Origin of the sequence: Methyloligella solikamskensis (assembly GCF_042676065.1) — a bacterium.
GTDB lineage: Bacteria > Pseudomonadota > Alphaproteobacteria > Rhizobiales > Methyloligellaceae > Methyloligella > Methyloligella solikamskensis.
In genome coordinates, this window is record NZ_JBHTJO010000001.1 from 668,261 (window position 1) to 693,995 (window position 25,735).

The following is a 25,735-nucleotide window of genomic DNA, read 5'->3' on the forward strand; positions in this document are numbered from 1 at the left end:
TACATATTATAAACCGCACCACTTTGAAAGCGCTATTAGGCCGCACCATGCAGCTCACAATGTTCACCGATTATGGATTACGCAGCCTGATGTATCTGGCCAGCCGTCCAGACAAACTCTGCAGCGTCGGCGAGATTGCCGAGCGCTACGGTATTTCACGCAATCACTTGGTGAAGGTCGTTCATCGCCTTGCGCAGCTAGGCTATATTGCCAGCTCCAAGGGCAAGGGTGGCGGTATCCGGCTCGCATGCGATGCACGAGAAGTGCGGCTCGGCGATCTGGTCGAAGCATTGGAACCCCATATGCACATCGTCGAGTGCTTCGACCGTGACACCAATAGCTGCCTGATTGTCGATGCTTGCCGCCTGAAGCGCTACCTGCACGAGGCGACGCGTTCCTTCCTCGACGATCTCAACCAGCACACTCTCGCCGATGCCACTGGTAACCGCGCGATCTTCAAGGCGCTGAACGAGGTGAGGCCATCTTAGATGGTGAGCTTCGAATGTCGGTGTTGACAGGGCACGAATGTTTTCAGCTGCCCGACAAACCAGCCTCAGCGCGAAATAGTCGAACTTTGCCACACACATTTAGGAGGGTGAAAGACAGTGCCGCTTCCAAAGGATCTCGTTGAAGGTCATCGCCGGTTCCGGCGGGATATCCATGCTTCCGAGCGGGGCCGCTATCGGCAGCTCGCGGAGCTCGGTCAGACGCCCACGGCTTTGGTGATCGGCTGCTGCGATGCGCGGGTCGACGTCTCCAAGATCTTCGATGCGGAGCCGGGCGAACTGTTCATCCTGCGCAACGTCGCCAATCTTGTCCCGCCCTACGAGCCGGAGGGCTTCTATCACGGCACGTCTGCGGCCATTGAGTTCGCCGTGCTGGGCCTGAAGGTGCCCCACATCATCATCGGCCATTCCCATTGCGGCGGCATCTCGGCCTACCGGAAGATGCGCGAAGGCGAAAATATCGCCTCCGAAGGGCCGAGCTTCCTGGGCGGCGGCGACAGCTTCATTTCGCGGTGGATGACGCTTCTCGAAGGCATCGAGCTGAACGAGTCTGACGTCGCGACCTACGGCGAGGTGATGGCTATGGAGCTCGCCGGCGTGCGGTCGTCGCTTGCCAAGCTGCGCAGCTTCCCGGCGCTCAAGGAGCGTGAGGCGCAAGGGCTCGTCTCTCTGCACGGGCTGCATCTCGATATCGGAGACAACAAACTTGTTCAGCTTGACCCCGCACATGGATATTTCGCGCCGATCATCTAGGCGAGGAGGCAATGACAGTGTAAATCGCTCGTGTCGCGCTGAAAATGCCGAAATTCTCTCACGGTCAAAGGCGTTCAGCCGGATCCCGGACGTGTGGGCGTTCCGATGCTCACAACTGTCTGTTGCCCTCGATTTCGGAAGACGATGGCGCATTGGCCTCACGCCGGATTGAGCACATGGGTTTAGCGATCACGCTTTGGAAAAGATTATTCTGTTGCAGAAGGTAGCGACTGGGGAGAGGGGTGAGGAAAGAATATCGTCAATAGCAGGGACGCGTCCTCAATGCCCTTGAGCGAATGGGGTTCTCCACCTTCCAGGTAAGCCCATTCATTCGGTCCGAGCTCCAAGTGTGAATCCGTCAAGCTTACATGAACGCGACCTTCGAGGCAGTGCAAAGTGATGTTACCTGGCACCTCGTGTTCAGGGATCTCGGCGCCAGCATGCACGACGAGGCGGATTGCTTCGAATTGACCTGTCTTTATGATCGCGCTGGTTCGGGCGTTAGCAATCGCCGATCCTAGCGGTGCAAGGTCGACGATTTCTCCGGGTTGTGCGTGATGAAGCGCCATATAAGCGTATCCTTTCTGGATCTCACGAAAACAGATTGAAGAAGGCTTGTTCGGGGCGTTTCAGATAACGTTCCGAGTCATCGGTGCAACCCTATATCCAGAGTCACATTTTTCCTGAGTGACATAGGGTGGAGCGCCAGCGGTGATCATTGTGCGACTAACCTGTTTTCTCGGCGATAATATAGATCGCGTTCAGGTTCTGCTGATGCCGCTCGAATAACTCACGCATTCCATAGACGCGCTTTCTCGCTTTTCGGTTGGTCAGTATGTTTTTCGCAATCCGGATCGCACCGAAAAGCCCTTCGTCTCCGATCAAGCGCCTCAAGCGGAGAAGGTGCATCGGCGCATAACCGACCTCGGTAACAACGAAACCGGCATTCTCTAGGAGCTTCCGCCACTCGAGCTCCTGCAAAGGCCGTGCGCCGACGCGAATAGCGGATGACAGATCACTCTCGATAGTCTCCCGGTGCTCAGAATCGAGCCCGCTCGGAACGATGCACAGCTCGTGAATGCCATAGCGTCCGCTTGGCCGCAGCAAACGTTGGGCCTCTTGCACGATGCGCTTCTTATGTTCAGGCGGATTCATTGTCAGCATGGCTTCGCCGATGACGACCGAGGCGCATTCGTCAGGTAGGCCGGTCTTCTCAGCTATGCCTTCGACGAACGAAACGTTGGCCGACTGGAAGCAATTTCGCGCTACGGCGATTGCTCGAGGGTCTCTTTCGACGCCGACATAGCGTTTAGGCGCCAATGCGAGAATCCTACGGGCGGTAGATCCAAGGCCCGGTGCAAATTCGACGACCTCATCATCAGAGGTGATCATCAACCCTTTGATGAGCGCTTCCGTCGCCTCAAGACCTCCTGGCCGAAGCACACGTTTTCCGAGCCGTGCTAGGAGCCAATGCCCTGGCATTTTGGCGATGTCGAGGTCATCCCCTGGGAAATCAGATGAAGCAGTCGAGTGGCTAGTCATGATGAGCTTCCTTACCGGTCGCAGCTGGACGATCGACAGTGCGGCTGGTCGAGCTTCACGATGGAAGGTCCGCACACACCCCATCACCTCTTCGAAACGATCGGCCGTGGACTTTAGAAATATTCGTGATATATCTTTAAACCAACGTCGGTGAACTTCCAATAGTAATGGAAGGGCTGAACGGGTAGGCCCCACAATTTTAATTTTTCGAATCCAATAATAAGTGAAGTTGTGTGTATAGCTAAGAGCTAGAAGACAATAGGTTTAGGTTAGAGGTCTAGTTAAGAATGGAAGTAACAATACATAGAATTTATGATCAACCGCTTCCGTCCGGATATAAAGTATTGGCGGACCGTCTGTGGCCTCGTGGAATCTCAAAAGAGGAAGCACATCTCGATGCTCACTGGGCGGAATGTGCGCCGTCAGACGAGTTGAGAAAGTGGTTCTCTCACGACGCTGAAAAATGGGGTGAGTTCAGGAAGAAATATCTGCATGAACTTAGTGAGAAAAAGGACACAGTTAGATCATTAGTCCGAGAGTCTAAGGAAGAAAGGATAATACTGCTTTATGGAGCCAAGGATACTGATCATACTCATGCAAAAGTACTGAAAGAATACATAGAGAAGCTGCAGTAGCAGGTTTGAAGCCCGTCGATTGAGATACCGATCTCGAATCGAAAGAGAGATTTGTGTGCACCGTGGCGCGCCGGTCATGGTGCTTCCTTTCCGGTCTTCCTTTGGAGGGCCGGTCTTTTTTCGTCGGCATGTGAAGCATTCGCAGATTGATTCTGTGATTGAAGGACAGGTGAATGAGGCGTTTGCGCCATGGTCGAGCTGTCGTCTGCGGTGTTGCCGTATTATTGGCCTTGCAGGGTAATGCGGGCGGAGGGTCTCTATCGCGTGAGTCCGGTGGCCATGGTCGGTTGTGATGGCTTAGGTAAGACGAAAAGAGAGGCGGCCGCTCGCGCTAAGCAGGCACTTCAATCTTATTTGTGTTCGCGGAAGCACGAGGCGTTCTTGGCGCTCGGTCTTCCCCGGCATCCTGAGGTGAGCTCTTACCTTTCTGGTGAGATGATACGATTGGAAATCGAGTTGCCTCTCTGAGACCCCTTCCTCACAAGGTGAGTTCCTTCTTGGATCGAAGCATCGAGCGCTGTTCTTTGCCCTGAGCGGTTCTCACTCGAAGAGCCATTAGCGCGGACGGCTTAAGCGGCGTCTGACCTGGTCAATCATACGGCTCCAGTTTTGATCATGACTGAGAAAACAAACCAATTGGCTATATTGATAGAGCGGTACCAGGAGGATCAGGCGGCTCTGAGAGACTCGTCCGGTCGCATGCGTGGCGATGGATGCTTAGAGAGAACCGTTGAACAGATGATAGGGACATCGGTTGAATCGTCGGAAGATGCCCTAGCGGCGCTCGATTGGCTTCAAAAGGAGGTGGGCGTCACGATTCTGGATCTTCGGGGGGACTTTCTTTACGAGCGTGCTGGTTCCTGGTTGATGAAGAGCCTGCGCAGCTATGTTGAGCGATCATATCGCTAGCGCTGGAACCGCTCTAAAAGTGCCAAAGGTCAAGTTGTCCGCGAAATGCGTTGTCCTCATTCATTCCTGGACGACGCGTCGCAGCCCCTCTAAGGCAGTCTCAAGGAGCGCCTCATCGCTTTGAGCTGAACAGACCGCGTAGACCGGATAGAAAAAGCTCGGAGCGCCTGGAACGAGATGGAGTTTGCCAGAGCTAAGATGCGCCTCAACCATCCTCTTGCGGAAATAGCCGCAGCCGCCGCCCTCGACGATGTAGTTCAGTCCGAGCAGGCCTAGTCCGCCCACGACGATTGGCGGATTGCTGATCTCGGGGAAAGCCATCGCGTGTTGCTTCGCGAACTCCGGGCCCCAATCGACATAAACGTATTTTTCCGGTTCGCAGTCACGCATATCGGGATCGGAGCTGACGAGGACGAGCTTTTCTTCCAGGAGGAGCTCAACCCTCACGCCGGGTCGATATTGCGGTGCATACATGATGGCGAGATCGAGAACGCCGGCCGTAACTTGTTCCATTAGGGACCCTGGAAGATCCACCTGTATGCGTAGGGCGATCTCCGGAGCCGCTTGGCGCATCCAGTGCAGCCATTCAAGCATCCAAGGATGCCATAAGATCAGCTCGCCCCCCACGGCGAGAGATGCGCGGTGACCTTCCGGAATGGCCACCTGGTGTCGAGCCCGTTCCCAGAGCTGAAGAAATGTTGGTGCATAGCGCAGGAACTGTTGCCCTTCCGGGGTCAAGGATGCGCCACTTTTGTTGCGCACGAACATCCGCTTCCCAAGCTTCTCTTCCAGCGATCGGATACGGGCGCTCACCGTCGTTTGACTGACATTCAATTGCTCAGCGGCGCGTATGAAACTTTGGGTGCGCACAATCTCGAGGAAGGTACGCGCTAGCTCGATGTCCACGGGACGTTCCTTAAATCGATATGATGCAGAATTCCTGCACTAAACGAACGATTATATTCGTTTGTCTGAACGGCGGGAATGCACCCAGTATGATCAATCGAGGCCCTTGCCGAAAGGCGACTATCAGCGTTTGCGAACATGCGACAGAGCCGGCTTTCATCACCTCCCTGCTACTTGGAAATGTTCGATACGGCCGAGGAACAGGAGCAGCCCCCTTACGACCTGAAGCGTTGGAGGCATACGCAACGCAACCGGCTCATTGAGGAGCGGCTCTATCTGAGTCCGGAGATCCGGAGCTTTTACGCCAGACAGATCGTAGAGAAGCTCAATCAGTATTTGCCCGACGTAAAAGGGCTGACGATCAGCGGATACTGGCCATGTAAGGGCGAGCCAGATCTCCGACCTTGGTTGAATTCGCTCCCTCGGAGAGGCGCTCGTGCCGCCCTTCCGGTCGTTATAGCGAAAGACGAACCACTCAACTTCCGAACATGGCGTGAAGGGGATCCGCTTGAGCGCGGCGTGTGGAATATTCTCCATCCCGCCGAAGGATCAAACGTACTTCCTGACGTCACAATCGTGCCGCTGGTCGGATTTGATTCCTCTGGTTACCGGCTGGGTTATGGCGGCGGGTATTTCGACCGGACATTGGCCGTTACGCACGACCGCCGCGCGATCATCGGAGTCGGCTACGGCGAATCTGAGCTTCTGACCATCTACCCGCAAGCCCATGACATCCCGATGGATGTCATCGTTACCCAAACCCAAATCAGATCCTTCGAACGATGATAGTCATCCGATACCGGTAGATCGACTTCCCAAATCCAGCAAAATAAATGCACTGAAATACGAATTATATTCGTTTGTCGGGACACAGGGCAGGCGCGACACTATCTTGGGTTTACCGCGCAAGGGTGATCCCACTCGCCCCCAGTTCAGGATATCGATGAGTTGGCATGAGCGTCTTTGACTTTCAAAAGCTTGGTCTCACGGAAGAGCAGTGGAGCCGCATCAAGGAGTTGGCAAACAGCCTGAGCCCTGAGCAGTCTCTGTGGTTGAGCGGCTATTTCGCAGGCATAGATTCTCGGCTTCGAGAGCCCGGGCATCCGGTCGAACAAGCTCTTGAGGACGAAGCATCGTCTCGGTGCGTAACGATTCTTTTCGGTAGCGAGACAGGCAATAGCCGTGAGCTCGCCTCCGCGCTTGGGAATGCGCTGCGAGAAGATGGGCATAAGGTCTCCATGCAAGACATGGCGGTTTACAAGCCTCGCCAGCTCAAGAGTGAGCATGAGGTGTTGATCGTTACGAGCACCCATGGAGAGGGCGATCCTCCCGCGACCGCGCTGAATTTTTTTGAGTTCTTGGAGAGCAAGAAGGCGCCTGAGCTCTCTCATCTCCGCTATTCGGTTCTGGCTCTCGGCGATTCCACCTACGATCAGTATTGCGAAGCAGGCAAACGGCTTGATCGCCGCCTTGAGCAGCTTGGCGCAATGCGCCTTGTCGATCGTGTCGACTGTGACGTCGACTACGAAGATGCCGCTGCCGACTGGATGAGAATGGTCACCGACCGCCTTAAGAAGTCGAATGACCAAGCTTATCGCGGTGGCGGGGCGGCGGACGTCCTCTCGTCGTCAAACCCAGCGTCCGCCGCCATTTTCGATCAGTCCAATCCGTTCAATGCGAGTGTTATCGATAATTTCGTGCTGACGGGGCGTGGATCGAGCAAGGAGACTCGACATGTTGAACTTTCCGTCGAGGGGGCAAGGTTAGAATTTGAACCTGGCGATGCGCTGGGAATGTTCGCTCGCAATGACCCTCGATTGGTGGAGAGAGTCATCGGAGCGCTCGGGCTGGCAGCCGAGTCCGAGGTCGTAATCGACGGCGAACCCTGTCGTCTGGATGCCGCATTATCCGAAAGGTTTGAGCTTACATCTGGAACCACCCGCTTCATCAACAAGTGGGCCGAGCTTACGGACGCGGAAGAGCTGAATGCTTTGCGCGGCAAAGAGCAGGCGTCCGAGCGTGCGGCGTTCTTAGAGCAGAACCACATTATCGATATCGTTAGTCGTTTTCCGGCGACTGGTGTCGATCCGGACGACTTCGTCGCCGGTTTGCGCCGGATGCGTCCTCGTCTCTATTCTATTGCTTCGAGCCCTGCTTTCGCGCCGGACGAGGTCCATCTGACTGTTGCGACCGTCAGATATCCTCTGAACGGAGACGAGCGCACCGGGATCGCGACGGGGCACGTAGCGGGTCTTTGTGAGACGGAAGCCGTACTTCCCGTCTACATCCAGCCTAACCCCCGGTTTCGCTTGGCGCCGGACGACGTGCCGATACTCATGGTGGGGGCTGGGACAGGCGTCGCACCATTCCGCGCATTCATGCAGGAGCGCGAGGCGCGCGGATCTTCAGGTCGTTCTTGGCTCGTCTTTGGCGAACGGAATTTCCATACCGATTTCCTCTACCAGACCGAATGGCAGCAATGGCTGGCGGACGGAACCCTGAGCCAGATGGATGTCGCATTTTCACGGGACCAGTCAGCCAAGGCTTATGTGCAACACCGCTTGGCCGAACGGTCTCGGGACGTTCTCGACTGGCTCGAAGACGGGGCGACCCTCTACGTTTGCGGGGGACGAAATCTCGCTCCGGCTATTCACGCGACCCTCACCGACATTCTAAAGCAGGAGGGTGGACATAGCGATGTGTCGGCGGCCGAGTATCTCGGTGCGATGCAGAGCGATGGCCGCTATCAGATCGATGTCTACTAGCTCCGAAGGCTCCACTCGGTCGGATCGTAGCGCCGACCTCTCTCAGCCTCTGGAAAAGCTGCACGACGACGAATCCTTGAAGGCTGAAAGTGACCAGCTTCGGGGAAGGATTTCGGAAGGGCTCGCTGATCCAGTGACGGCCGCCGTTCCCGGCGAGGACCCCAAGCTCATGAAGTTTCATGGGCTTTATCTTCAGGATGATCGAGACATTCGCGATGAGCGCCGGCGCCAGCGACTGGAGCCCGCTTTCTCCTTTATGGCGCGCGTGCGCCTTCCGGGCGGAGTCTGCAGTCCATCCCAATGGCTCAAGCTCGATAAATTAGCTCGCGACTACGGTGGAGAGAGTCTGCGTCTGACCACCCGACAGACCTTCCAGTTTCACCGCGTTCAGAAGCGGAATCTACCTTCGTTGATGAGAGGGCTGGACGAGGTTCTGCTCGACACCAAAGCGGCGTGTGGAGACGATTGCCGCGGCGTGATGTGTTCGGTCAATCCGTCTATGTCCGACCTTCATGCAAAGGTGTACGCGATCGCGAAGAACGCGAGCGATTGGGCCATTCCCAAGACTGGAGCGTATCGAGAGATCTGGTTCGGAGAGGAACGGTTGTCTCCGCGTGGGCCGGAGGAGCCGCTCTACGGAAAGACCTATCTGCCTCGCAAGTTCAAGATTGGTTTCGTCCTGCCACCGAGCAACGACATCGACGTTTACGCTCAGGATCTCGGGTTTATCGCTATCGTCGAGAAGGGCAAGCTGGTCGGCTTCAACGTCGCTATTGGCGGCGGCATGGGACGGATCGACCGCAATCCGAACTCATATCCTCGTCTTGCGGACGTCATCGGCTTTGTGGAGGTAGAGGATGTCCTCCCCATGATCGAAGCCGTTATGTCGACCCAGCGAGACTATGGCAATCGTGCCGATCGCGCTCGCGCCCGCTTCAAATACACCATCGACGACAAAGGGCTGCAATGGATCAAATCCGAGATTGAAGCCCGACTCGGCTTCGATCTGGCGCCGGCTCATCCCTTCACCTTCACCTCCAACGGGGACGTTCTCGGCTGGCAGAATGGGAGCGATGGGTTCCATCACTTCACGCTCTTCATTCAGAGTGGCAGGCTCATCAACCGAGAGGGGGCGAAGCTTCTAGACGGTGTCCGAGAGATCGCGGAAATCCATACGGGAGAGTTCCGGGTCACGCCGAACCAGAACCTGATCATAGCGAAGGTTTCTGAAGATGAGCGGGATGAAATCGAACGCTTGCTTGAAGCAAATGGGCTTTCCGACCTGAACCGTGGAAGCGGACTGCGGTTGAATTCCATGGCTTGCGTGGCGCTACCGACTTGCGGTTTAGCCATGGCGGAAGCAGAACGCTACCTCCCGACGCTCATTCCAAAGATCGAGTCCATTCTCGATGACCACGGTCTCTACGACGAGCCTATCACGCTCCGTATGACCGGTTGTCCGAATGGCTGTGCGCGGCCTTACATTTCCGATATCGGTCTCACGGGTCGAGCCCCCGGCAAATACAACCTCTATCTCGGCGGAGGATTCCACGGTCAGCGCCTCAATCGTTTGGTGCTGGAGAATGTCGGAGAAGAGGCCATTCTCGAAAAGCTCGCAAGCGTCATTGCTCATTATGCCTCCGAGCGGGAAGCATCGGAGCATCTCGGCGACTTCGTGGTGCGTGCCGGCTATCTCTCTGAACAACGAATTGGATCGGACACTTCGCGCCGGCAAGAGTGAAAGGAGACCCATGTCATTAGAGTTGGGACAAATCGCACCGGACTTCGAACAGCAAAGCACGGAGGGCCGGATCCGTTTCCATGAGTGGCTGGGAGATTCCTGGGGACTCTTCTTTAGTCATCCCAAAAACTTTACGCCGGTCTGCACCACAGAACTGGCCGAGGTCGCGCGTTTGAAACCCGAGTGGGATAAGCGAAACGTCAAGCCGATCGGGCTGTCTGTCGATCTGCTCGACAGTCACGCGACCTGGGAGCAGGATATTTCAGAAACGCAGGGCCACGCCCTCAATTTTCCGCTCCTGGCCGACGCAGATAAGAGCGTGGCCTCGCTATACGGGATGATCCACCCGGAGGCCGATCCCGCCGTGACCGTCAGGGCGGTCTTTCTCATCGACCCCGCGAAGCGCATTCGGTTGGTGCTCGTCTATCCACCAAGTGCAGGGCGAAATTTTGCCGAGATCATTCGCGCCATCGATAGCATCCAGCTCAGCGACAAGTCGAAAGTGGCGACCCCGGTAAATTGGGAGCCGGGAGACTCCGTAATTGTCTCGCCAGCGCTTACCGATGAACAGGCGAAAGAATTGTTCCCGCAGGGCTGGCGAGCGTTGAGACCTTATCTCCGTATGGTCGATCTGCCGGATTGATCTCATCGATAGGAAACGCCATGAAGCGCAATCTCAAGCCTGAAACCGTCGCTGCCGGCAATGGTATTGCGACTGACGAGACTTATGGTGCCGTCACGCCTCCAATATACCTGTCGAGCACGTTTGCGTTCGAAGGCTTCGAGAGAAGTGGGCCCTACGATTACTCACGGACCGCAAATCCTAGCCGGGCCCTGCTGGCCGACACGATCGCTCGACTCGAAGGAGGGAGTGGAGCGATCATTACCTGCTCTGGAATGTCTGCAGTCGACCTGCTTCTCAGCCGCCTTTCGGCAGATGAGCTTGTCGTCGCACCGCACGATTGCTACGGCGGCACCTATCGACTTCTGGCCAATAGAAGTGAGCGAGGGCATTTCTCCGTCAGCTTCGTAAATCAGGCCGATGAGATAGCTCTGGCGGCTGCGATGGAGCAGTATCCAGCGTTGGTCCTGATAGAGACTCCGAGCAATCCCCTGATGAGGATCGTGGACATTGAGCTGGTCTCAAAACGGGCGAAAAGCGTTGGCGCCAAAGTCGCTGTCGACAACACGTTTCTCACGCCGGCGCTACAACGACCGCTCTCCCTCGGCGCCGACTACGTAATCCACTCCACAACAAAATACTTGAATGGTCATTCCGATGTCGTCGGCGGTGCTTTGGTTTGTGCTGAAGCTACCGAGGTCGACGAATTGGCATCGTGGGCGAACATCACGGGCGTCACGGGTGCACCCTTTGATTCATATCTCACTCTACGGGGACTGCGAACCTTATTCCCAAGGATGGGTCGCCAACAGTCAAACGCCAAATATATAGCCAGCTACTTGAACAAGCATCCGCAGGTCTCTGTGGTCCACTATCCGGGCTTGCCGGATCACCCAGGGCACAAGATCGCGGGACGTCAGCAGAGCGGGTTCGGAGCTATGCTGAGCTTCGAGCTGGAAGGAGGTGCCGCAGCTGTTGCGCCCTTCGTCGAGAATCTCTCGGTTTTTACCCTGGCGGAGTCTCTTGGTGGCGTAGAGAGCTTGGTCGCGCATCCTGCGAGCATGACGCATCTCGGCATGGGTGCGTCAGCGCGCGATGCGGCCGGGATCGACGCTGGACTTCTCCGCCTTTCCATAGGGGTTGAGGCCGTTGATGATCTGATCACAGATCTCGAAGAAGGCTTCGGCGCAATCCAAGATCGGACAGCAGCTTGAGGAGAAGCTCGATCGCATCGTTTGCGGGCACTCTTTCTAATGCCAGCGTCTCGGCTCCAAGGCGACCTTAAGGATGAGAACCCGAATTAGTGGGCCTAGAGAATCCTGAAATCCAGCTGTCGATCAAGCCGGCGAATGCCGCACACCAAGCAAGTCCGGCGATTATCATGAATCCTTTGGACAGCGGTAGTAGGAACGGCTCGTCAAATGTCCGTGCGAGATGAAACGTGCACACCGAATACATTCCAAGGGGGAACACGCCGCCCCAGTAAAGCGGGTCGTAGACGAAGGGCACTCCACGGATCGCATACCGCCAAAATCCAAGGAGCAGAAGCATCGGTATCCACCATGTTCCAGCGGACCAAAAAGAGAGCGTGACGCCCTGGATGAACGGCATCAATTGGGCTATCACAGGTGATATTGGAGCGGCCTGCAGCAGGAGTGTGCCGGTAAGCGTGGAGATCGCCAGCGCACCCATATTAATCCAATAGGGCGGTGTGAGATCTTCCGGTGACATCGGATAGAACGTGTACCGGAAGAAGATCAGAGTGATCAGAAGAAGGTAAAGTGCGCCTCCGCCTAGCCACAATACCAAGGCCGCAAAGAAAAGCTGTTCGCTGAAAGCGTCAGCGACTCCGGCACCGACCAAAAGAATCGTTAGGATCGCTAGGGATTGGGCTGCGACAACACTAACGAGCCATCCCCCATTTATACCATCGGTCAGTGCTGGCTTGTTCGGAATGACCGTGAGTAGTGCGAAGAGGCCGTAGGTCACCAGCAGCCAGAGAGCTGCGGCTACAGCCCAAAATACGCTGGCCAGGCTCGGCGCGTCCGCCTGAATAAGCAATTGGCTGCCGAAAACGGCGGATGCGGCTACCAGAGTGAAGAAGCCAACGCCGCGACTGTGACTTTGGAGATCGGCCATGAAGGCGCCTGGGCGAAGCAGCGCCCGGGCTGCCGTCAGAACGATCAACGAGCCAAAGAATACCGCGTTTAGCCACAGTAGCAGCGTCGGCAGAACCGACACCTGGTGCAGATGCATTGAGATCGAAACGATGCCGGTGGCCATGACGAGCGCGAAATAAGCCGGATGGAGCGTCTCCAACTCGTCGGGATGAGCTCGTTGAATCCGAGCGCAAAAGAACTTCATCTGTCGAATGCCGGTGCTTCAAATTACGCCAAGGAAGCTCATTGCGTCGGCGACACGCACAAAGCCCGCGATATTGGCGCCGAGGACATAGTCGCCAGGGGCGCCGTATTCTTCGGCCGTGGCCGCACAACTGTCGTGGATGTTCCGCATGATCGAGGCCAGCCGCATCTCCGTCTGCTCGAAAGACCAGCTATCGCGCGAAGCGTTCTGCTGCATTTCGAGAGCCGACGTGGCGACGCCGCCGGCATTTGCCGCCTTGCCCGGACCGAAGAGTACGTCGGCCTCCTTGAAGAGTCGCGTCGCTTCGGGCGTACATGGCATATTGGCCCCTTCGCCCACGGCGATGACCCCATTCTCGATGAGCATCTTGGCATCTTTACCGCTAAGTTCGTTTTGGGTTGCGGAGGGCATGGCGACATCGCAAGGCACCTCCCAGATTGAGCCGCCGGCAATGTAGTCGACATGGTCGCCTCTCAGGCGTGCATATTCAGAGATGCGTTCGCGACGGCTCTCCTTGATCTTCTTGAGCAGCGTGAGGTCGATTCCCTTCGCGTCCAGGACGTAGCCGCCCGAGTCCGAGCAGGCAACGACCGTTCCCCCTAGCGATTCGACCTTCTCGATGGTGTAAATGGCGACGTTGCCAGAGCCAGAGACGACCACGCGTTTGCCGTCGAAGTTGTCGTTCTTCGTGGCCAGCATCGACTGAACAAAATACGTATTGCCGTAGCCGGTGGCTTCGGTCCGCGCCCGCGAGCCTCCAAAAGATAGCCCCTTGCCCGTTAGAACCCCCGCCTCGTAGCGATTGGCGAGCCGCTTATATTGACCAAACATGTAACCAATCTCACGTCCGCCCACTCCAATATCTCCCGCCGGCACATCGGTCTTGTCCCCGATATGGCGGGAGAGTTCGGTCATATATGACTGGCAGAACCGCATGACTTCGGAGTCCGAGCGACCTCTCGGAGAGAAATCGGATCCCCCTTTGCCGCCGCCGATCGGTAAGCCCGTCAGGGCATTCTTGAAGATTTGTTCGAAGCCCAGAAACTTGATGATCCCGAGATTGACGGATGGGTGGAAGCGAATCCCTCCCTTGTAGGGGCCGAGGGCAGAGTTAAACTGAACGCGAAAGCCACGGTTAATGTGGACTTGACCTTGGTCGTCCGTCCAAGGAACTCGAAAAATGATCTGACGTTCAGGCTCGCAGATTCGCTCGATCAAGGCATGGTTGGCGTATTCGGGATGTTTGGCGACTACCCGTCCCAGGCTCTCAAGTACCTCGCGAACAGCTTGAAGAAATTCCGGCTCTCCGGCATTCCTGCGACAGACCTCGTCAAAAATGGGTTCGAGCTTTTCGTCGAGACTAGGCATCGATCTCCTCTGATGAGAATGCGTAATTTCTAGGCAGGATGTAAACAGTAGTACCGCAATGCACTGGCCGCTTGCAGCTAGAAATGCTCAAAAAATAAGCGCGACTGTCAAAAAAATGTTCAGAGGGTGAAGGGATGTTGTCCGAAGCGATGAGCGTAAATGTCGGGCGGCCAAACTGCCGCATCCCGTAGGTGGCCTTGCATAGCCTCTGCGAGCCATGAGCGCTCTGGCGCTGTCATCACGGTAGCGATGCTCGCTGCGTAGTGGGTAGGCTTATTGTAGCCTTGAGGCCGGGCTCATTATCAGCAATCTCGAGCTGGGCGTCGTGAAGCTTCGCAATAGCTGCACTGAGGGGTATTCCCATCCCATGCCCCGCCACGCCACGTGTGGATTCTGGTCGGAAAAAGGGCGTAAAGACCTGTTCTCGATCATCTGAGCTCATTCCCGGTCCATCATCTGCGATGACAATAATCCAACCAGTCCGATTGCCATTCTCGGTGAGAGAAATGGTGATGGTTGTGCCCGCCGGACAATACCGGATGGCATTTTCAACGAGGTTGCTGAGCATTTGGAACAAGAGTTCTGGTTCGCCCAAAATGTTTCCATCGCCTGCTGTCAGCTCCTTGTTGAGATTCTGGCCAGCATCCTGGATGACAGGCTCGTAGACATCCATCAGCTTGTTCACCAGGCCTTGGAGGCTCGTCTTCACGAACCGTGAGCGCAAATGACCTGCTTCGATCTGTTTTATGTCGAGCATGGAATCGACCATGCTCAACATAGAGTCGATCTCGCAAACCGACGCTTCCAAGATGTCCGTAATATTCTCGTCCGAGCTGTTGCTCGCATGCTCCAACTGACCGCGCAATCGGATCAAAGGATGCTTCAGCGTATGGGCGATTTCTGCCGATGAATTATTGAGGTTCTGGATCAGCATATGCATCCGGTCGAGCATGATGTTAATCTCGGTCATTGTCCTGCCGAGTCCGGTGCTCGATGTGGTGATCGGGATGCGTGCTCCTAAATCGCCCGCCGCGACACGAGTGAGCGTCGATGTGATCCGATTCAGATGTCTGTTGTAACGGGAATAGAGGTACAGAGCGGTGAGCACACCGGCCGAGCCAAGGATCCCAAGCAAAAGAGCGATGGCAAGGGCCGACGTGTGTAGCAACACCGAGATGCTGGTACATAGGTCGCTCATGATTGCCTTCGCTTATTCGCCACTGTCGACGCAATAGCCGCTACCGCGGACCGTGCGGATCAGAGGAGAAAAGGGGGCTCGATCCACCTTGGCTCGCAATCGGGAGATGTGAGTCTCTATGACGCTGGTCTTTGGTTCGAACCGAAGACCCCAGACGCTCTCCAGCAGCATCGTTCGCGTCACGACACGCCCCTTGTTTCTTAAAAGCACCTCAAGAAGGGCGAACTCTCGCGGTAAGAGATCAATCCGACTGGTTTGTCGTGTGACGCTGCGCGTGGCTGTGTTCAACTCGAGATCTCCGGCTCGAAGTACATCATCTTCGGCACGCATCGGGGGGCGGCGTGCGAGTGCATTGACCCGAGCGAGAAGCTCGGAGATCGCAAACGGTTTTACGAGGTAGTCGTCACCTCCTACATCGAGTCCTTGGACCCTGTCGTTGATGCTGCTGAGAGCCGTGAGAAAAAGGATGGGACACGCGATCTGGCTGCTGCGCAATGATTTCGCCACCGAAAGACCGTCAAGACCTGGCAGCATTCTATCCAGAATAATCAGATCGTACTCTTCCTGGATTCCGAGCACTAGGCCATCCCGTCCGTCGGCGATCACGTCGACGGAATGGCCGGCCTGGCTCAGCCCTCCTACGATTTGGGACGCGGTTACTTCGTCATCCTCAACAACCAGCATACGCATCCAAATACCTTAGCACTTAGATCGGACGCAGGTGGATAGACCAATCAATCCTGCGAGCGAAAAGTCATTACAGAATTTGTAAGGTTGGTGCCAAGAAACCCCAAGGTCGAGGGGTTACGTTACCCAGGTGGCTACTTCTGAGAGCACTTTGCTGCTTGCACGGTCAGATGGTTCTTATTGCCACCCATCAACAGACCGTAGGCTGAGTGTGATTGGAGCTGATTATTTCCTAGCCTTGTCCGGTGCGATATCGGACGCTCGGCCTGCTCAATGTCCGTTCTCTGACATCGAGCAGGCCATTTTTGTTTGGACGGCTGGCTCCACCTTGAAATGCCTACAACGTGTCACATAGTCGTCAGAATGACGGCTCGAAGGAGCGGCGAATTTGCCGCCTAGCGTTAGCGTCACCCTCCATTTGTTCACTATCTGCCGACCTCTCGTCAGGACATAGGACAAAGAGAGATCATGAGACATAACAACAGGACTTGGCGATACGAGCTCTGGCTGCAGGGTCGTGCGTGCAGCTCCTCGCTGCTCACAAGCGCGCGAATGTTAACCAGCCTCAGCCGACGTATCTGGTTCGGCTTCTCACTCTTAACGGCCATTCTGGTAATATCGGTTCCGGTCGCCGCCGACGATCTCGACCGTGAGCAAGTGATCGATTTGCTTGCGGCGACGGGCACGGGACAGGTTCCTGATCTTACCCGCAAGGATCTTACAGGCTTGGATCTGTCGGGAGTTGATTTTAAAGGGGCCGACCTATTCGCAGCTGATTTAAGCGGCGCGAAGCTTCGCGGTTCTAACCTGTCACGGGCCAATCTCAACCGCGCCGTGCTTACGGAAGCTGACCTAACTGAAGCCAACCTGCGCGCCGCCAATATGTTTGCTGTCATTATGAACGGCGCTGACCTCACAGGCGCCGATCTATCCCATGCACGCATCATCGGCGAACTGCGGAACACGCGGTTGAACGAGGCCAAGCTGATCGAAGCTGATCTGGGTTTCGACCCCACCAACCAGAACATGGTGCCCGCTATCGTCGACCTCTCAGGAGCCATCCTCGACGGAGCGAACCTGACAGGCGCGAATCTCACCAGTGCATCGATGCAATATGCCAGCCTCCAAGACGCAGTTCTGCAGAACGCACGTTTAAATTGGGCGAAGTTGGCCGGCACGGATTTCAGCGGCGCAGATCTGTCGGGCGCCGATCTATCGGATGCGGATCTCACTAACGCGGTCCTAACAGGTGTCAGCGGCGCCGACAGTGCTACCGGTCTTGGGGGTGATACAGCACAGTAGCTGTCCCTCGGAAGCACGGTCCGTTATTTCGTACTTGCGCAATATCAGAGGTCGTTCATTTGGGCAGGTGAAGGGGAGACTCCACGGGTTGCGCCGGCGGCGCCAGGCCTCCCAGCCATATCCACGATATGGTCAGTATAGGTCGGGGAGGCGCGCGGTGGGTGATCGCCGCCTCCGCAACGAAATTCTCTAACCACGGCCTCTCAGCCATGTGACGGCTTCGGACGCCTTCGCGGCACCGGTGAAGATGGCGCGATTGTCGGTCTTCAACAGCTCGAGCCAGCTTGCAAGATATTTGGCGTGGTCGGGCCGGGTGTCCTGGGTGATGCCAAGCTCGCTGCACAGGAAGGCCGAGCCGATCTCGGCGACCAGCTCCTCGGCCGCATAGGCCTTGGTGCCGAAGCGCTTGGCGAATTGGCGATCGAGACGGGACTTGCCGCCGGTCCAGTGCACCAGCTCGTGCAGCAAGACCCCATGATAGGCCTCATGGCGGGTCATGGTGTCGGTCCCGCAGAAGAGACCTTCATCGGGCATCTGGATGTGGTCGGTCGAGGGGCTGTAGAAGGCACGCTGTCCGCCATGCTCGATCCTGGCGCCGCTGGCGCCAACGAGCCTCTCGGCGGATCCGATCCGCTCTACGGGTCCAAGAGATGCAAGAGACGGCTCGGGAGACGGTATGGAGAATCCGTCCACCTGATCGGCGTTGAAGACGGCCGAGGCTCGGGCGACGCGACGGCTGCGGTCGTCGCTCTCGTCCTCAAGATCCGGGTCTGCCCGATACTCCTTGTAGAAGATGACGGTGGCGGCTTTCTCGCCCTTGCGGACTTGAGCTCCCTTCTCGGCCCATTGGCGATAGGTCGCCCAGATCGGCGTGGTGAAGTGACGAAGCTCGGCTGCCACCCACAGGGCGATGACGTTGATGCCGTTATAGGCGTTGCCCGTCTGGGCGTTGACCGGCATGGAGAGCGGACCGGATGATTTGCGCCAGGGGAGCTGTGGCTCACCGGGATCGGCTTCGATGGCGGCGATGAGCTTGTCGGTGATTTCGGCGTGCAGGTCTCGCGGGCCGTTGGGATTTCTCGATATAGACATGACGTCGCTCCTTTCGCTTTCGGAGCCCGCCAGGCGGGGGCTCGAATGCCGGCGAAAAGCGACGGGGGCAGGCGGTCGTGGAACCGGGCTGAAGGCCCGGCGGCCCGGCGATAGCCGGAAGCCGAGGGCTTGTCCCTTGAAGCGGCCGCGCCCCGGCGCAAGGTCGGCATCTGTAAAGAGCCGCCCGGCAGGCGCAGGAAACAGCAAAGGGCCGAGTGCCTGGTTAGGGAGGGCCGAGGGCCGCGTTAGGCGAAATTGCGTGAATCTATCGATGACTGAAGCGACATCGATTGCCGCAGAGCTGTCGTGGGACGGTGTGCAGGATCTTGGCACGCCTTCAAAGCAGCTCATCGGCCGGGCATTCTGCAAGAGCTGCAACTTTGGCCGCTTCTGCGGCGTGCTGACCGTCAGCGGTCGTAGGGCAGGGGACATATTGATCGGGGAGGGGCTCGCCGAGCCCTACCGCTGCCGAGGAACGTCCTGTCCGATGAGACGAAACTGGTGTGACTAGGTTGTGCCGCACTTCCATAGCAGCGGTGCGCGCCAATTACTCTAAGCGGGACCTGATGCAGCGCCGAGTGTTTGATTTTGATCGCACGCAAACTGGATGCTGAGGATCGGGCGGCTCTCGCATAAGGAGTTTTATTCAGTCGATCGACTAGAGAGGCTCCTCGACATGCGCGCAGTGCCGAAGGCTTATCCGGAGATCACCGCCTTGGAGTGGGGGCTTGCCCCAAACCTCATGGCTAAAGCTGATTGTGACCCCATTCACTTCCGCCCTCCCTTCAGCGTTGACTATCTGCTGCAAAATCGACTTCGCTTCATCCCCTATGGCTCTCCGGGCGAGGAGCCGCGCCGTCTCCCAGAACGCATGGGTGTCAGGCTGTTCGCCGTCCACGAGGTCCATCGTGAACTGGAGCTCCAACAGGGTGGCAGCGTATTCGGTGCCACGTATCGTGTAGCGGAAGTGGCCGACGCGTTTACCGGATTCCGGTTCTCGCCTAAATGCCTCAGCCCGCCAAATGTCGAACGATTGATGGTAATCGTCAGGCACAAGTGCTGCATCGATCAGAAACTCTCTAGCCTTGTAGGGAGACCAGCCTTCCGACCATTCGACTTTCGGAGGATTCGCTTCGCGTCGCTTGAGCGTCCGAAGGTCGTCGATGATTCGTCGGATGGTCGCTCGATCATTAACTGGTGTCAGTTGCAAGTTGCGGACGTAGCGCTTGAGGAAGTCCAGGTTCAAGCGGAACCCAAATAGGCCACGCCAAAAGGCGTAGCGTCGCAGTTTCTCGTCGGGAACCGCGTTATCCAATCGCTGGGATGCGTTCTCGTACGTTGTGTAAACCAGCAGACCATAGAGAAACGGCAAAAACATCAACGAGAGAATTATCGGCAGCGCAAACTCCCGGGCTGTTTCAAGTGTGAAGAAGGCGCTTGGATCGGCGAAAATGCGATAGCCACTGTAGGCAATGAATAGCAGGCCAAACAACGCTACCAGTGTCGACAACGGAGCGATGAGGGAGGCGTACTCTTTGCGATACTCCGCCATCGCCAACAGCATGCTGCTTACGAAGATGAGCGGGACAAGCAGGAGCTCCAGCAAAAGCGGGAGCACGTAAAACTCGCCGATAAAGATGACGATCGCAGCACCACTAAGGGCATCCTTCGCGAGCGTTTGGATTGCTTTCTCACCTTTTTCGCTCTGGACCACCTCCATCATGGCCAGAAGAATGAAGGTTACGCCCCAAAGGATCGTGGTCTTCAGGTTGCTGATGCTCCAGACGCCGATCGCATAAAGGAGCCAAACGCAAACGGCGGTGTAGGCCGTGGCGAGCAACATCAGGATGATGATTGGAAAGAATCCCCTGACCAACCCAAGGGCGGCCTCGCGCGTATCTCTGGAGCGCAAGCTCCACAGCAAAAATCCTCCCACCCAAAGCAGGATTGCGATTTCACGGTTATCGAGCTCAAACGCGGGAATTGGCGCATCCATCGGCAGAGGTTGGCTGACGATGATTCAGGCTGACAAGATGATGCGTAGCAACAAAGTGCAAGGATGCAGCAGAAATTTCCGTTCTATGCACTGATGGATCGCGGAAAGCATGTGCGCGAACGGCATTTAACATAACGATCATTATGCGTCTAAAATGTTGATTTAATAGGATTTTTGTGATGGGCGTCAGCCGGACGACTGAGAGCTCATCTACTTTCGTGATCTCGTCATGATGGATCTGAAGCTAAGGCTATGGGCCACGGCTTACCGGAAAAAATATTTGGATGCCTGGGCTCAAGATCGGGCCTACCGTGTTCGTCACGCAACTTGTCAATGTAGGTTAGGCAGTCGTTTGCAAGCTCCTGTTCCTCAGGAGTGCCGGATAACAGTTCGAACAGGTCCTTGCGTAATTCTGTAGCCGGCGCGGGGATGATTTCAAAGGCCCCTTGCCAGTGCTCGACGGGCTGGCGCGCAGTGACCACAGTCTCCAGAGCGTCGCGGAGGTTGCGGTCCAGTTTTCTGCCGAAGTCGGTGTGCTGGCCGACAATCATCATTACGATAGATCTATCAGCAATCTCCGCCAATGCACGCTCAACAATCTCTAGCGCAGGACCTTCTGCCTGGGCGTATCGTGTTTGAAGCTCTAAACGCACTTCCTCATTCTCGCGCGCAAGGGATGCTAACTGTCGCGCCAGATGCCAGGTATCGATGCTCGAACCTCGGCTGCTTACGGGTCCATTCTGGATAAAGTCTAGGAGCATTCGGACTGCCTGAGCGGTATTTCGACTCAGTAAGGCTTGTGTCCATTCGTATTCGGCGGCGAAGCGTGGGTCCTTGTTGGCAAGTGCGAGAAGGAGCTCCTCTCCCTCTCCCGGAGCATAAGCCAGCGCAGTGACCAAGCTGCGGAGAGACCACGGGGCTAGATGGATATCGTCGAGAAGGTCTAGGCCTTCCAAGAGCAGCGCGGGACGATCTGAGAAGGCGAGGAGCTCGAGCCACTGGGTGAGTCCGGGGCTGTTATCGACACGCCAAGACTCGGTCTTGGTCTTGTCGAGAAACTCCTTAAGACCTTGCATTATGAGATTGGCACTAAGCATTTCTCCGGATTCGACGAGCGTGAGAAGCAAGCGTTGTTTGCTGATCAAACCTAGCGGAAGGTCAAGCAGGGTTGAGATGAGTTCCTGTTTTTCCTCATACGGCATGCTAAAGGCGACACTGGCGAGTTCGATAGCGCGCCGTTGTGACGGCTCGTCGGAGGCGTTGGCAAGTTCTCGGACTGCGGTGAAAATGCTTTCGGCCAATGGATCGGCTTCAATCTCATTCCTGCGTCTTGCTTCTCTTTTTGCTGGAACGAGGGAGTAGTCCGGCCAAGTGGCGCCAATTGAAGGTTCCCTCTCTCGACCACGTTTCCGGGAAGAGATTTGCTTTAGAACAAAGGCCGCGCGCTCGCCGAAATCCGGATGTCTTAAGAGGCCCTCCATGGTCCTGACCACATCGGAGTTGCCTATGGCCGCGAAAGCCCGGCCGTATTGCAAGACCCAGGAATGTGCCGCTTCCGATGATCCGGCAACTCCCCGTAAGAGAGCTTCACGGCGTTCCCGCCTCTCAATATCCCAACGACCCAGGTCTTTCGTGAGCAATCGCGTGAGTAACGTGACTAAGTCCGGATGGGCAAGTCTCTCTATCGCCGTCGCCACTTCGGCCATTTGATATCTGGTAGACGATTTATCAGAGAGTAATGTTTCGCCCCATTCATTGATCGTTTTAACAAGGCGTTCAAGACGCTGTTCATCTAACTGAAGGGGTTTACGGTCGTAGTCTGTGCCGTGACGAGCTAGGAGATCGGCTAAGAGAGCGATTTTCTCTGTGTCCGTAGTAGAGGCATGCTCTTGCAGTGCGTCGACAAATGGCTGGATGCGGGTGTTTTGGATCAAGGCTCTGATCCGATGGTACTCATCGTGAGAGTGAGGCGAAGACCGATCAATAGCTGCATGAGCGTCGAGAAGCTGGTCGATTAGACAACTCACCGTATTCATGCCGATAACATTGGAGGCTGCTGACGCCACTTCTTTAGGAGTGTCCCTGTTGAGAACGGCTTCTCTCAGGGGGCCCTGATCGACAAGGGGTGCATCTCTCAAGAAGTCAGAGCAGCCGTAAGGCAGTTCTCGCCCCCCTTCGAGGCGTGCGAGTAGTCCTTTGACTACCGCGCCCGGACGATGTTCGTAAGCTCGGTAGATCGTAGATGCAGCGTGCTCTGCTTCAGATTCGAATGCCGGCGCCGAGATGATATCAGCAATAGCTTGATCGGCACCCTCCGCATGCTCGCGTAGGAGAACTTCTTCAAGTTCAAGGAGTGGATTGGGCTGATCAGCCAGCTGCTTTGCTCGTTCCGAGGCGAGCCGTGCTGCTGCTTCTTCTCCTGCGAGTTCTGGTCCGTACGAGTGACGAGCTAACAGTGACCAGACTTCATCGGGGGCCCCGGCGAGCAACTCGCTCACCCAGCGGTCGGCACGGCGAAAATGGAGCGCCTGAATAATCTCGGCAAGTATCTCAGGAACGAGCTCGAATTTAGCGAACTTCCCAACTAGTTCGATCCCCTCCGTGCTGCCATTGGCAACAATCTCGGATGCAACATCGCCGCGGAGCTTATCTGGTAGATCAGCAAGTCTTGTTGATGCGTCTGATCCCAAGACCGAAGGGCGGAACCGCCGGGCGATCCGCGTTGCTCTAAGATGGACTTGGGAATCAGGGTGACTGACAAGTGGCCAGATCTGGTTCTCGAATTCGGCGCGGCCCGTCGTTATCATAAAGCGTGCAGCCCGATCGACGCGGCCAGGGTGATGCCATTTGGCAGCGAATGCCACCACGTCGCTTTTGACACGGGTCCAGACGGCTTCGGCGGAGTGATAAATCATCTCGGCAGCGAGCATGGGATCTATCGTCAGCGTCTGAATTATGGCCTGGCCAACGGCGTCTTGACTGGTCTCGTCGCGGCGCGACATACGCTGACAAGCAAACAGGATTGACTCTTCCCACGATGGACGGTCCAGCACTTCTACGCGTAGCGTCTCTACCGCAACTTCATCGACAGTTGCCGATGCGGACATGAGCCGCTCGACCTCAAAGGAGGCAAACCACTCTTGAAACTGCTGATGTTGAAAAGAGATCGTGGAGCTAACGCCGGGGGTGCGGACCAACGCATGTTGATCGACAAGTAGATCGAGCACATCGTTCGGCTGGGGTGCAGCTGAAATCTGACGTGAGAGAACTAGCTCGTCTCCCACCGACCTCACCACCTCGCGTGAGCGGACCTCCGTAATGACTACGTTTGCAGAGCGGGTGGCTTCGGCGGCTAGGGCGCCTAGGTAGTCTCGATGCGTATCCTGAAGTTCCGAACGAAAGATCTGGGCTTTCTCTGCTACTCGCTCGTGCCGTTCGACGAAGAGACGAAGGATCTCCTCTTTTGTTGTGGGGAACACGCTGGCGGGCGCTTCTGTCAAGAGAGCCGTGAGGTAGAGCGGAATAGACATCAAGTCCGGAAGGCCTGGTGTTCGCCAGGCTCGATCGAGCAATTGCTCGCCTTCATCTCTACGCAGGCTTGTGCCGATCTCTAGCTGTTGATCTTCCGAAAGGGGGGCCAGCTGCACCACACGGCCCGCCGTTGGGACGTCAAGTGCTTGTTGGCGTGTGGTGATTGCTAGCCCGAGTAGCGGAAACTCACGCCTAAGCTCCTTCAGTGCCGCTAGGCAACGAAGACGCGAGTCACCTCCTATTTCGTTCCAACCATCGAGAAGCAACGCCAGTTTGCCGTGATGAGCGACGAACATGAAATGTTCCTCACGGAAACCTCGGAAGGCAGCTCGATGGGATAAGGATTGTAGGAAGCGGTCGGGTTGGAGGACCCACTCGCTCAGAGGGATAATGAGAGGGATGGTGCTGCTATCGGGAGACAGCAGTTCAGCAGCAAGCTGAATCAATGATGTTGTTTTTCCTGTGCCGGGAGACGCAACGATTGCCAACTCATCCCATCGCGTCAGAGCAGCGGCCAATGTTGCAAGAGTGGTGGATCGGTAACCGGCGGTGTCCTTTACCCGAAGAGTGAGCGGTATGGGATGGGCAGGCCAGCCTGGTTGACGTTTAAAGGCTTCAAGATCCGCGATTGCCGCTTCCTTCAGACGCCTGGCGACAGAATCAAGATCTTCGGTTGCCGGGAGTGCCAGTGCATTGATCGCAAGTAGGTCTAGTTCATCGGTGGGGACTGGGGAGCGACGACCAGTGGTCAGCTCGAAAAAGGCTCTATCCTCTGCCTCCTTCTTCCATTTGTGGAGGAGTTCAACGGTGAAGTGCTCTTCATCAGAGTCGATTTGATCGGCATGCACTCCACACATCCACATGCCGTTCGACTGGTCACGGCGATCTTCCCGGGTCAGAGTAGCGTCATAGCGGGGACCTCCTGGTGAGGCTGCTGTGATATGTGCCGCTTTGCCCACATTTACAGGTTGATTGCTTCCAGCCGCTGGACCTGCCGTGGGTCTGCGACAGTTCGGGTGCGAGCATTGATAGCCCGCCCGCGCCGCTAGTTTACGAATGGTTGGTGCAGTGAATTCGTCCCTCACGATTGATAACCAGAGTTGCCGGAGGTTATCTCACTCATTTCTCCCTCGTTTCCGCCTAGCTGTCAGTGGCCAGGCTCGCCTCATCGGCGAGTAGCCGGAGAACAGCCCGCCGTAACTGTGACGCGTGATTGATCGCGATATCCCAGATGATCTCCGGATCGACGCGATGGTACTCATGCCGGAGCTTGTGACCAATCGAGATTATGTTTGGCCAGGGAACCTCGGGTGCGCGTTGCTTCAGCTCAGGTGGCAGATGATTGGCGGCCTCGGCGATAACCAGAACAGCGTATTGGCAGGCGTAGCGAAGGACGCGGCTGTCGCGGAAATCCTCAAAGCTGTGTTCATCGGCCACGCGCAGCAGAAAGTCGATATGGTCGCGCATGTCCTCTAGCCGGGGGCGTGCACTGCGAACCACACTCAGAGGATCCTGATTGCGTCGTGTTCAATGGTGGAGCGAAGCATGGGATGCAGCGCAGTGCGGGTGGAGAGATCGACTTCGGTCTCAAGCAATCCGCTGAGGTACTGTTCGAGACCGGTGAACTGCATGAAGCCGAATGGCCGCTCGGGATCGCGATCGATGAAGATATCGACATCGGAGTCGGGTCCCGCACGCCCGTGGCGGGTTGAACCGTATAGGAAGAGAGCTGCAGCACCGTAGCCACGTATATCCTGCTCACGGGAGCGAATACGGCGTGTTACTTCCTGCAAGTCCAAAATTAGCATCTCCTCTCTT

At 56.4% G+C, this 25,735-nt stretch carries 21 protein-coding genes; 9 read left to right on the top strand and 12 right to left on the bottom strand.

All coding sequences use genetic code 11. The annotated features are described in order from the left end of the window. The first annotated feature begins 59 nt into the window (after positions 1-59). Positions 60-488 (top strand): Rrf2 family transcriptional regulator, encoded by a 429-nt coding sequence (locus tag ACFQ2F_RS03330; protein WP_379085671.1) that lies wholly within the window; start codon positions 60-62, stop codon positions 486-488. Between the two features lie 117 nt (positions 489-605). Beyond that, a complete protein-coding gene (locus ACFQ2F_RS03335) occupies positions 606-1,259 on the top strand; it encodes a carbonic anhydrase (protein ID WP_379085674.1) in 654 nt (217 codons plus the stop codon). A gap of 206 nt (positions 1,260-1,465) precedes the next feature. On the opposite strand, the gene ACFQ2F_RS03340 is transcribed toward ACFQ2F_RS03335, so the two are convergent. Both ACFQ2F_RS03340 and ACFQ2F_RS03345 read right to left on the bottom strand, forming a co-directional pair. Beyond that, entirely contained in the window at positions 1,466-1,828 is a 363-nt protein-coding gene (locus ACFQ2F_RS03340; RefSeq protein ID WP_379085677.1) for a cupin, read from the bottom strand. A 157-nt stretch (positions 1,829-1,985) separates the two neighbouring features. After that, entirely contained in the window at positions 1,986-2,801 is an 816-nt protein-coding gene (locus ACFQ2F_RS03345; RefSeq protein ID WP_379085680.1) for a class I SAM-dependent methyltransferase, read from the bottom strand. A gap of 287 nt (positions 2,802-3,088) precedes the next feature. Here ACFQ2F_RS03345 and ACFQ2F_RS03350 point away from each other — a divergent pair, with 287 nt between their 5' ends. Beyond that, positions 3,089-3,436, top strand: coding sequence for a DUF488 domain-containing protein (locus ACFQ2F_RS03350; RefSeq protein ID WP_379085683.1), 348 nt, complete (start codon positions 3,089-3,091; stop codon positions 3,434-3,436). Positions 3,437-4,405: 969 nt separating this feature from the next. On the opposite strand, the gene ACFQ2F_RS03355 is transcribed toward ACFQ2F_RS03350, so the two are convergent. Further along, on the bottom strand, positions 4,406-5,251 hold the full coding sequence (locus ACFQ2F_RS03355) for a LysR family transcriptional regulator (protein ID WP_379085685.1): 846 nt from the start codon (positions 5,249-5,251) through the stop codon (positions 4,406-4,408). Positions 5,252-5,431: 180 nt separating this feature from the next. On the opposite strand from ACFQ2F_RS03355, the gene ACFQ2F_RS03360 reads away from it, so the two are divergent. The 5 genes from ACFQ2F_RS03360 (at position 5,432) to metB (ending at position 11,593) form a co-directional block, all read left to right on the top strand. Then, a complete protein-coding gene (locus ACFQ2F_RS03360; protein ID WP_379085688.1) occupies positions 5,432-6,037 on the top strand; it encodes a 5-formyltetrahydrofolate cyclo-ligase in 606 nt (201 codons plus the stop codon). A 167-nt stretch (positions 6,038-6,204) separates the two neighbouring features. Beyond that, positions 6,205-8,016, top strand: coding sequence for an assimilatory sulfite reductase (NADPH) flavoprotein subunit (locus tag ACFQ2F_RS03365; protein ID WP_379085691.1), 1,812 nt, complete (start codon positions 6,205-6,207; stop codon positions 8,014-8,016). Next, positions 8,006-9,757, top strand: coding sequence for an assimilatory sulfite reductase (NADPH) hemoprotein subunit (gene cysI, locus ACFQ2F_RS03370; RefSeq protein ID WP_379085694.1), 1,752 nt, complete (start codon positions 8,006-8,008; stop codon positions 9,755-9,757). Before ACFQ2F_RS03365 ends, cysI begins: the two co-directional genes overlap by 11 nt. Before the next feature lie 10 nt (positions 9,758-9,767). Continuing rightward, positions 9,768-10,400, top strand: coding sequence for a peroxiredoxin (locus ACFQ2F_RS03375; RefSeq protein WP_069096171.1), 633 nt, complete (start codon positions 9,768-9,770; stop codon positions 10,398-10,400). Between the two features lie 20 nt (positions 10,401-10,420). After that, entirely contained in the window at positions 10,421-11,593 is a 1,173-nt protein-coding gene (gene metB, locus ACFQ2F_RS03380; protein ID WP_379085697.1) for a cystathionine gamma-synthase, read from the top strand. A 67-nt stretch (positions 11,594-11,660) separates the two neighbouring features. Here metB and ACFQ2F_RS03385 read toward each other — a convergent pair whose 3' ends face one another. The 4 genes from ACFQ2F_RS03385 to ACFQ2F_RS03400 form a co-directional block, all read right to left on the bottom strand. Further along, positions 11,661-12,743, bottom strand: a complete 1,083-nt coding sequence (locus tag ACFQ2F_RS03385) for a tellurite resistance/C4-dicarboxylate transporter family protein (protein ID WP_379085700.1) — start codon at positions 12,741-12,743, stop codon at positions 11,661-11,663. 18 nt (positions 12,744-12,761) lie between these two features. Beyond that, on the bottom strand, positions 12,762-14,111 hold the full coding sequence (gdhA, locus tag ACFQ2F_RS03390) for an NADP-specific glutamate dehydrogenase (RefSeq protein ID WP_379085703.1): 1,350 nt from the start codon (positions 14,109-14,111) through the stop codon (positions 12,762-12,764). A gap of 238 nt (positions 14,112-14,349) precedes the next feature. Further along, positions 14,350-15,309, bottom strand: a complete 960-nt coding sequence (locus ACFQ2F_RS03395) for a sensor histidine kinase (protein WP_379085706.1) — start codon at positions 15,307-15,309, stop codon at positions 14,350-14,352. A gap of 12 nt (positions 15,310-15,321) precedes the next feature. Continuing rightward, on the bottom strand, positions 15,322-15,999 hold the full coding sequence (locus ACFQ2F_RS03400) for a response regulator transcription factor (protein WP_379085709.1): 678 nt from the start codon (positions 15,997-15,999) through the stop codon (positions 15,322-15,324). A gap of 549 nt (positions 16,000-16,548) precedes the next feature. On the opposite strand from ACFQ2F_RS03400, the gene ACFQ2F_RS03405 reads away from it, so the two are divergent. Then, a complete protein-coding gene (locus ACFQ2F_RS03405; protein WP_379085711.1) occupies positions 16,549-17,298 on the top strand; it encodes a pentapeptide repeat-containing protein in 750 nt (249 codons plus the stop codon). Between the two features lie 189 nt (positions 17,299-17,487). Here ACFQ2F_RS03405 and ACFQ2F_RS03410 read toward each other — a convergent pair whose 3' ends face one another. The 5 genes from ACFQ2F_RS03410 to ACFQ2F_RS03430 all read right to left on the bottom strand — a co-directional run bounded on the left by ACFQ2F_RS03410 (position 17,488) and on the right by ACFQ2F_RS03430 (position 25,725). Then, positions 17,488-18,390, bottom strand: a complete 903-nt coding sequence (locus ACFQ2F_RS03410; RefSeq protein WP_379085714.1) for an ArdC family protein — start codon at positions 18,388-18,390, stop codon at positions 17,488-17,490. Positions 18,391-19,048: 658 nt separating this feature from the next. Further along, positions 19,049-20,386 carry a hypothetical protein gene (locus ACFQ2F_RS03415; RefSeq protein WP_379085717.1) on the bottom strand — a complete coding sequence of 446 codons (1,338 nt, stop codon included), beginning with the start codon at positions 20,384-20,386 and terminating at the stop codon, positions 19,049-19,051. 227 nt (positions 20,387-20,613) lie between these two features. Continuing rightward, a complete protein-coding gene (locus ACFQ2F_RS03420; RefSeq protein ID WP_379085720.1) occupies positions 20,614-24,765 on the bottom strand; it encodes an NACHT domain-containing protein in 4,152 nt (1,383 codons plus the stop codon). Positions 24,766-25,057: 292 nt separating this feature from the next. Continuing rightward, a complete protein-coding gene (locus ACFQ2F_RS03425; protein ID WP_379085722.1) occupies positions 25,058-25,384 on the bottom strand; it encodes a HepT-like ribonuclease domain-containing protein in 327 nt (108 codons plus the stop codon). A gap of 35 nt (positions 25,385-25,419) precedes the next feature. Continuing rightward, positions 25,420-25,725, bottom strand: coding sequence for a nucleotidyltransferase family protein (locus tag ACFQ2F_RS03430; RefSeq protein ID WP_379085725.1), 306 nt, complete (start codon positions 25,723-25,725; stop codon positions 25,420-25,422). Positions 25,726-25,735: the final 10 nt, after the last annotated feature.

Coding starts and splice junctions, on each gene's coding strand:
- ACFQ2F_RS03400 (WP_379085709.1), bottom strand. CDS start 15,999: ATGCGTATGCTGGTTGTTGAGGATGACGAAGTAACCGCGTCCCAAATC.
- ACFQ2F_RS03395 (WP_379085706.1), bottom strand. CDS start 15,309: ATGAGCGACCTATGTACCAGCATCTCGGTGTTGCTACACACGTCGGCC.
- ACFQ2F_RS03430 (WP_379085725.1), bottom strand. CDS start 25,725: ATGCTAATTTTGGACTTGCAGGAAGTAACACGCCGTATTCGCTCCCGT.
- ACFQ2F_RS03410 (WP_379085714.1), bottom strand. CDS start 18,390: ATGTCTATATCGAGAAATCCCAACGGCCCGCGAGACCTGCACGCCGAA.
- cysI (WP_379085694.1), top strand. CDS start 8,006: ATGTCTACTAGCTCCGAAGGCTCCACTCGGTCGGATCGTAGCGCCGAC.
- ACFQ2F_RS03340 (WP_379085677.1), bottom strand. CDS start 1,828: ATGGCGCTTCATCACGCACAACCCGGAGAAATCGTCGACCTTGCACCG.
- ACFQ2F_RS03360 (WP_379085688.1), top strand. CDS start 5,432: ATGTTCGATACGGCCGAGGAACAGGAGCAGCCCCCTTACGACCTGAAG.
- ACFQ2F_RS03405 (WP_379085711.1), top strand. CDS start 16,549: ATGTTAACCAGCCTCAGCCGACGTATCTGGTTCGGCTTCTCACTCTTA.
- metB (WP_379085697.1), top strand. CDS start 10,421: ATGAAGCGCAATCTCAAGCCTGAAACCGTCGCTGCCGGCAATGGTATT.
- ACFQ2F_RS03350 (WP_379085683.1), top strand. CDS start 3,089: ATGGAAGTAACAATACATAGAATTTATGATCAACCGCTTCCGTCCGGA.
- ACFQ2F_RS03415 (WP_379085717.1), bottom strand. CDS start 20,386: ATGGATGCGCCAATTCCCGCGTTTGAGCTCGATAACCGTGAAATCGCA.
- ACFQ2F_RS03365 (WP_379085691.1), top strand. CDS start 6,205: ATGAGCGTCTTTGACTTTCAAAAGCTTGGTCTCACGGAAGAGCAGTGG.
- ACFQ2F_RS03330 (WP_379085671.1), top strand. CDS start 60: ATGTTCACCGATTATGGATTACGCAGCCTGATGTATCTGGCCAGCCGT.
- ACFQ2F_RS03385 (WP_379085700.1), bottom strand. CDS start 12,743: ATGAAGTTCTTTTGCGCTCGGATTCAACGAGCTCATCCCGACGAGTTG.
- gdhA (WP_379085703.1), bottom strand. CDS start 14,111: ATGCCTAGTCTCGACGAAAAGCTCGAACCCATTTTTGACGAGGTCTGT.
- ACFQ2F_RS03375 (WP_069096171.1), top strand. CDS start 9,768: ATGTCATTAGAGTTGGGACAAATCGCACCGGACTTCGAACAGCAAAGC.
- ACFQ2F_RS03345 (WP_379085680.1), bottom strand. CDS start 2,801: ATGACTAGCCACTCGACTGCTTCATCTGATTTCCCAGGGGATGACCTC.
- ACFQ2F_RS03425 (WP_379085722.1), bottom strand. CDS start 25,384: ATGCGCGACCATATCGACTTTCTGCTGCGCGTGGCCGATGAACACAGC.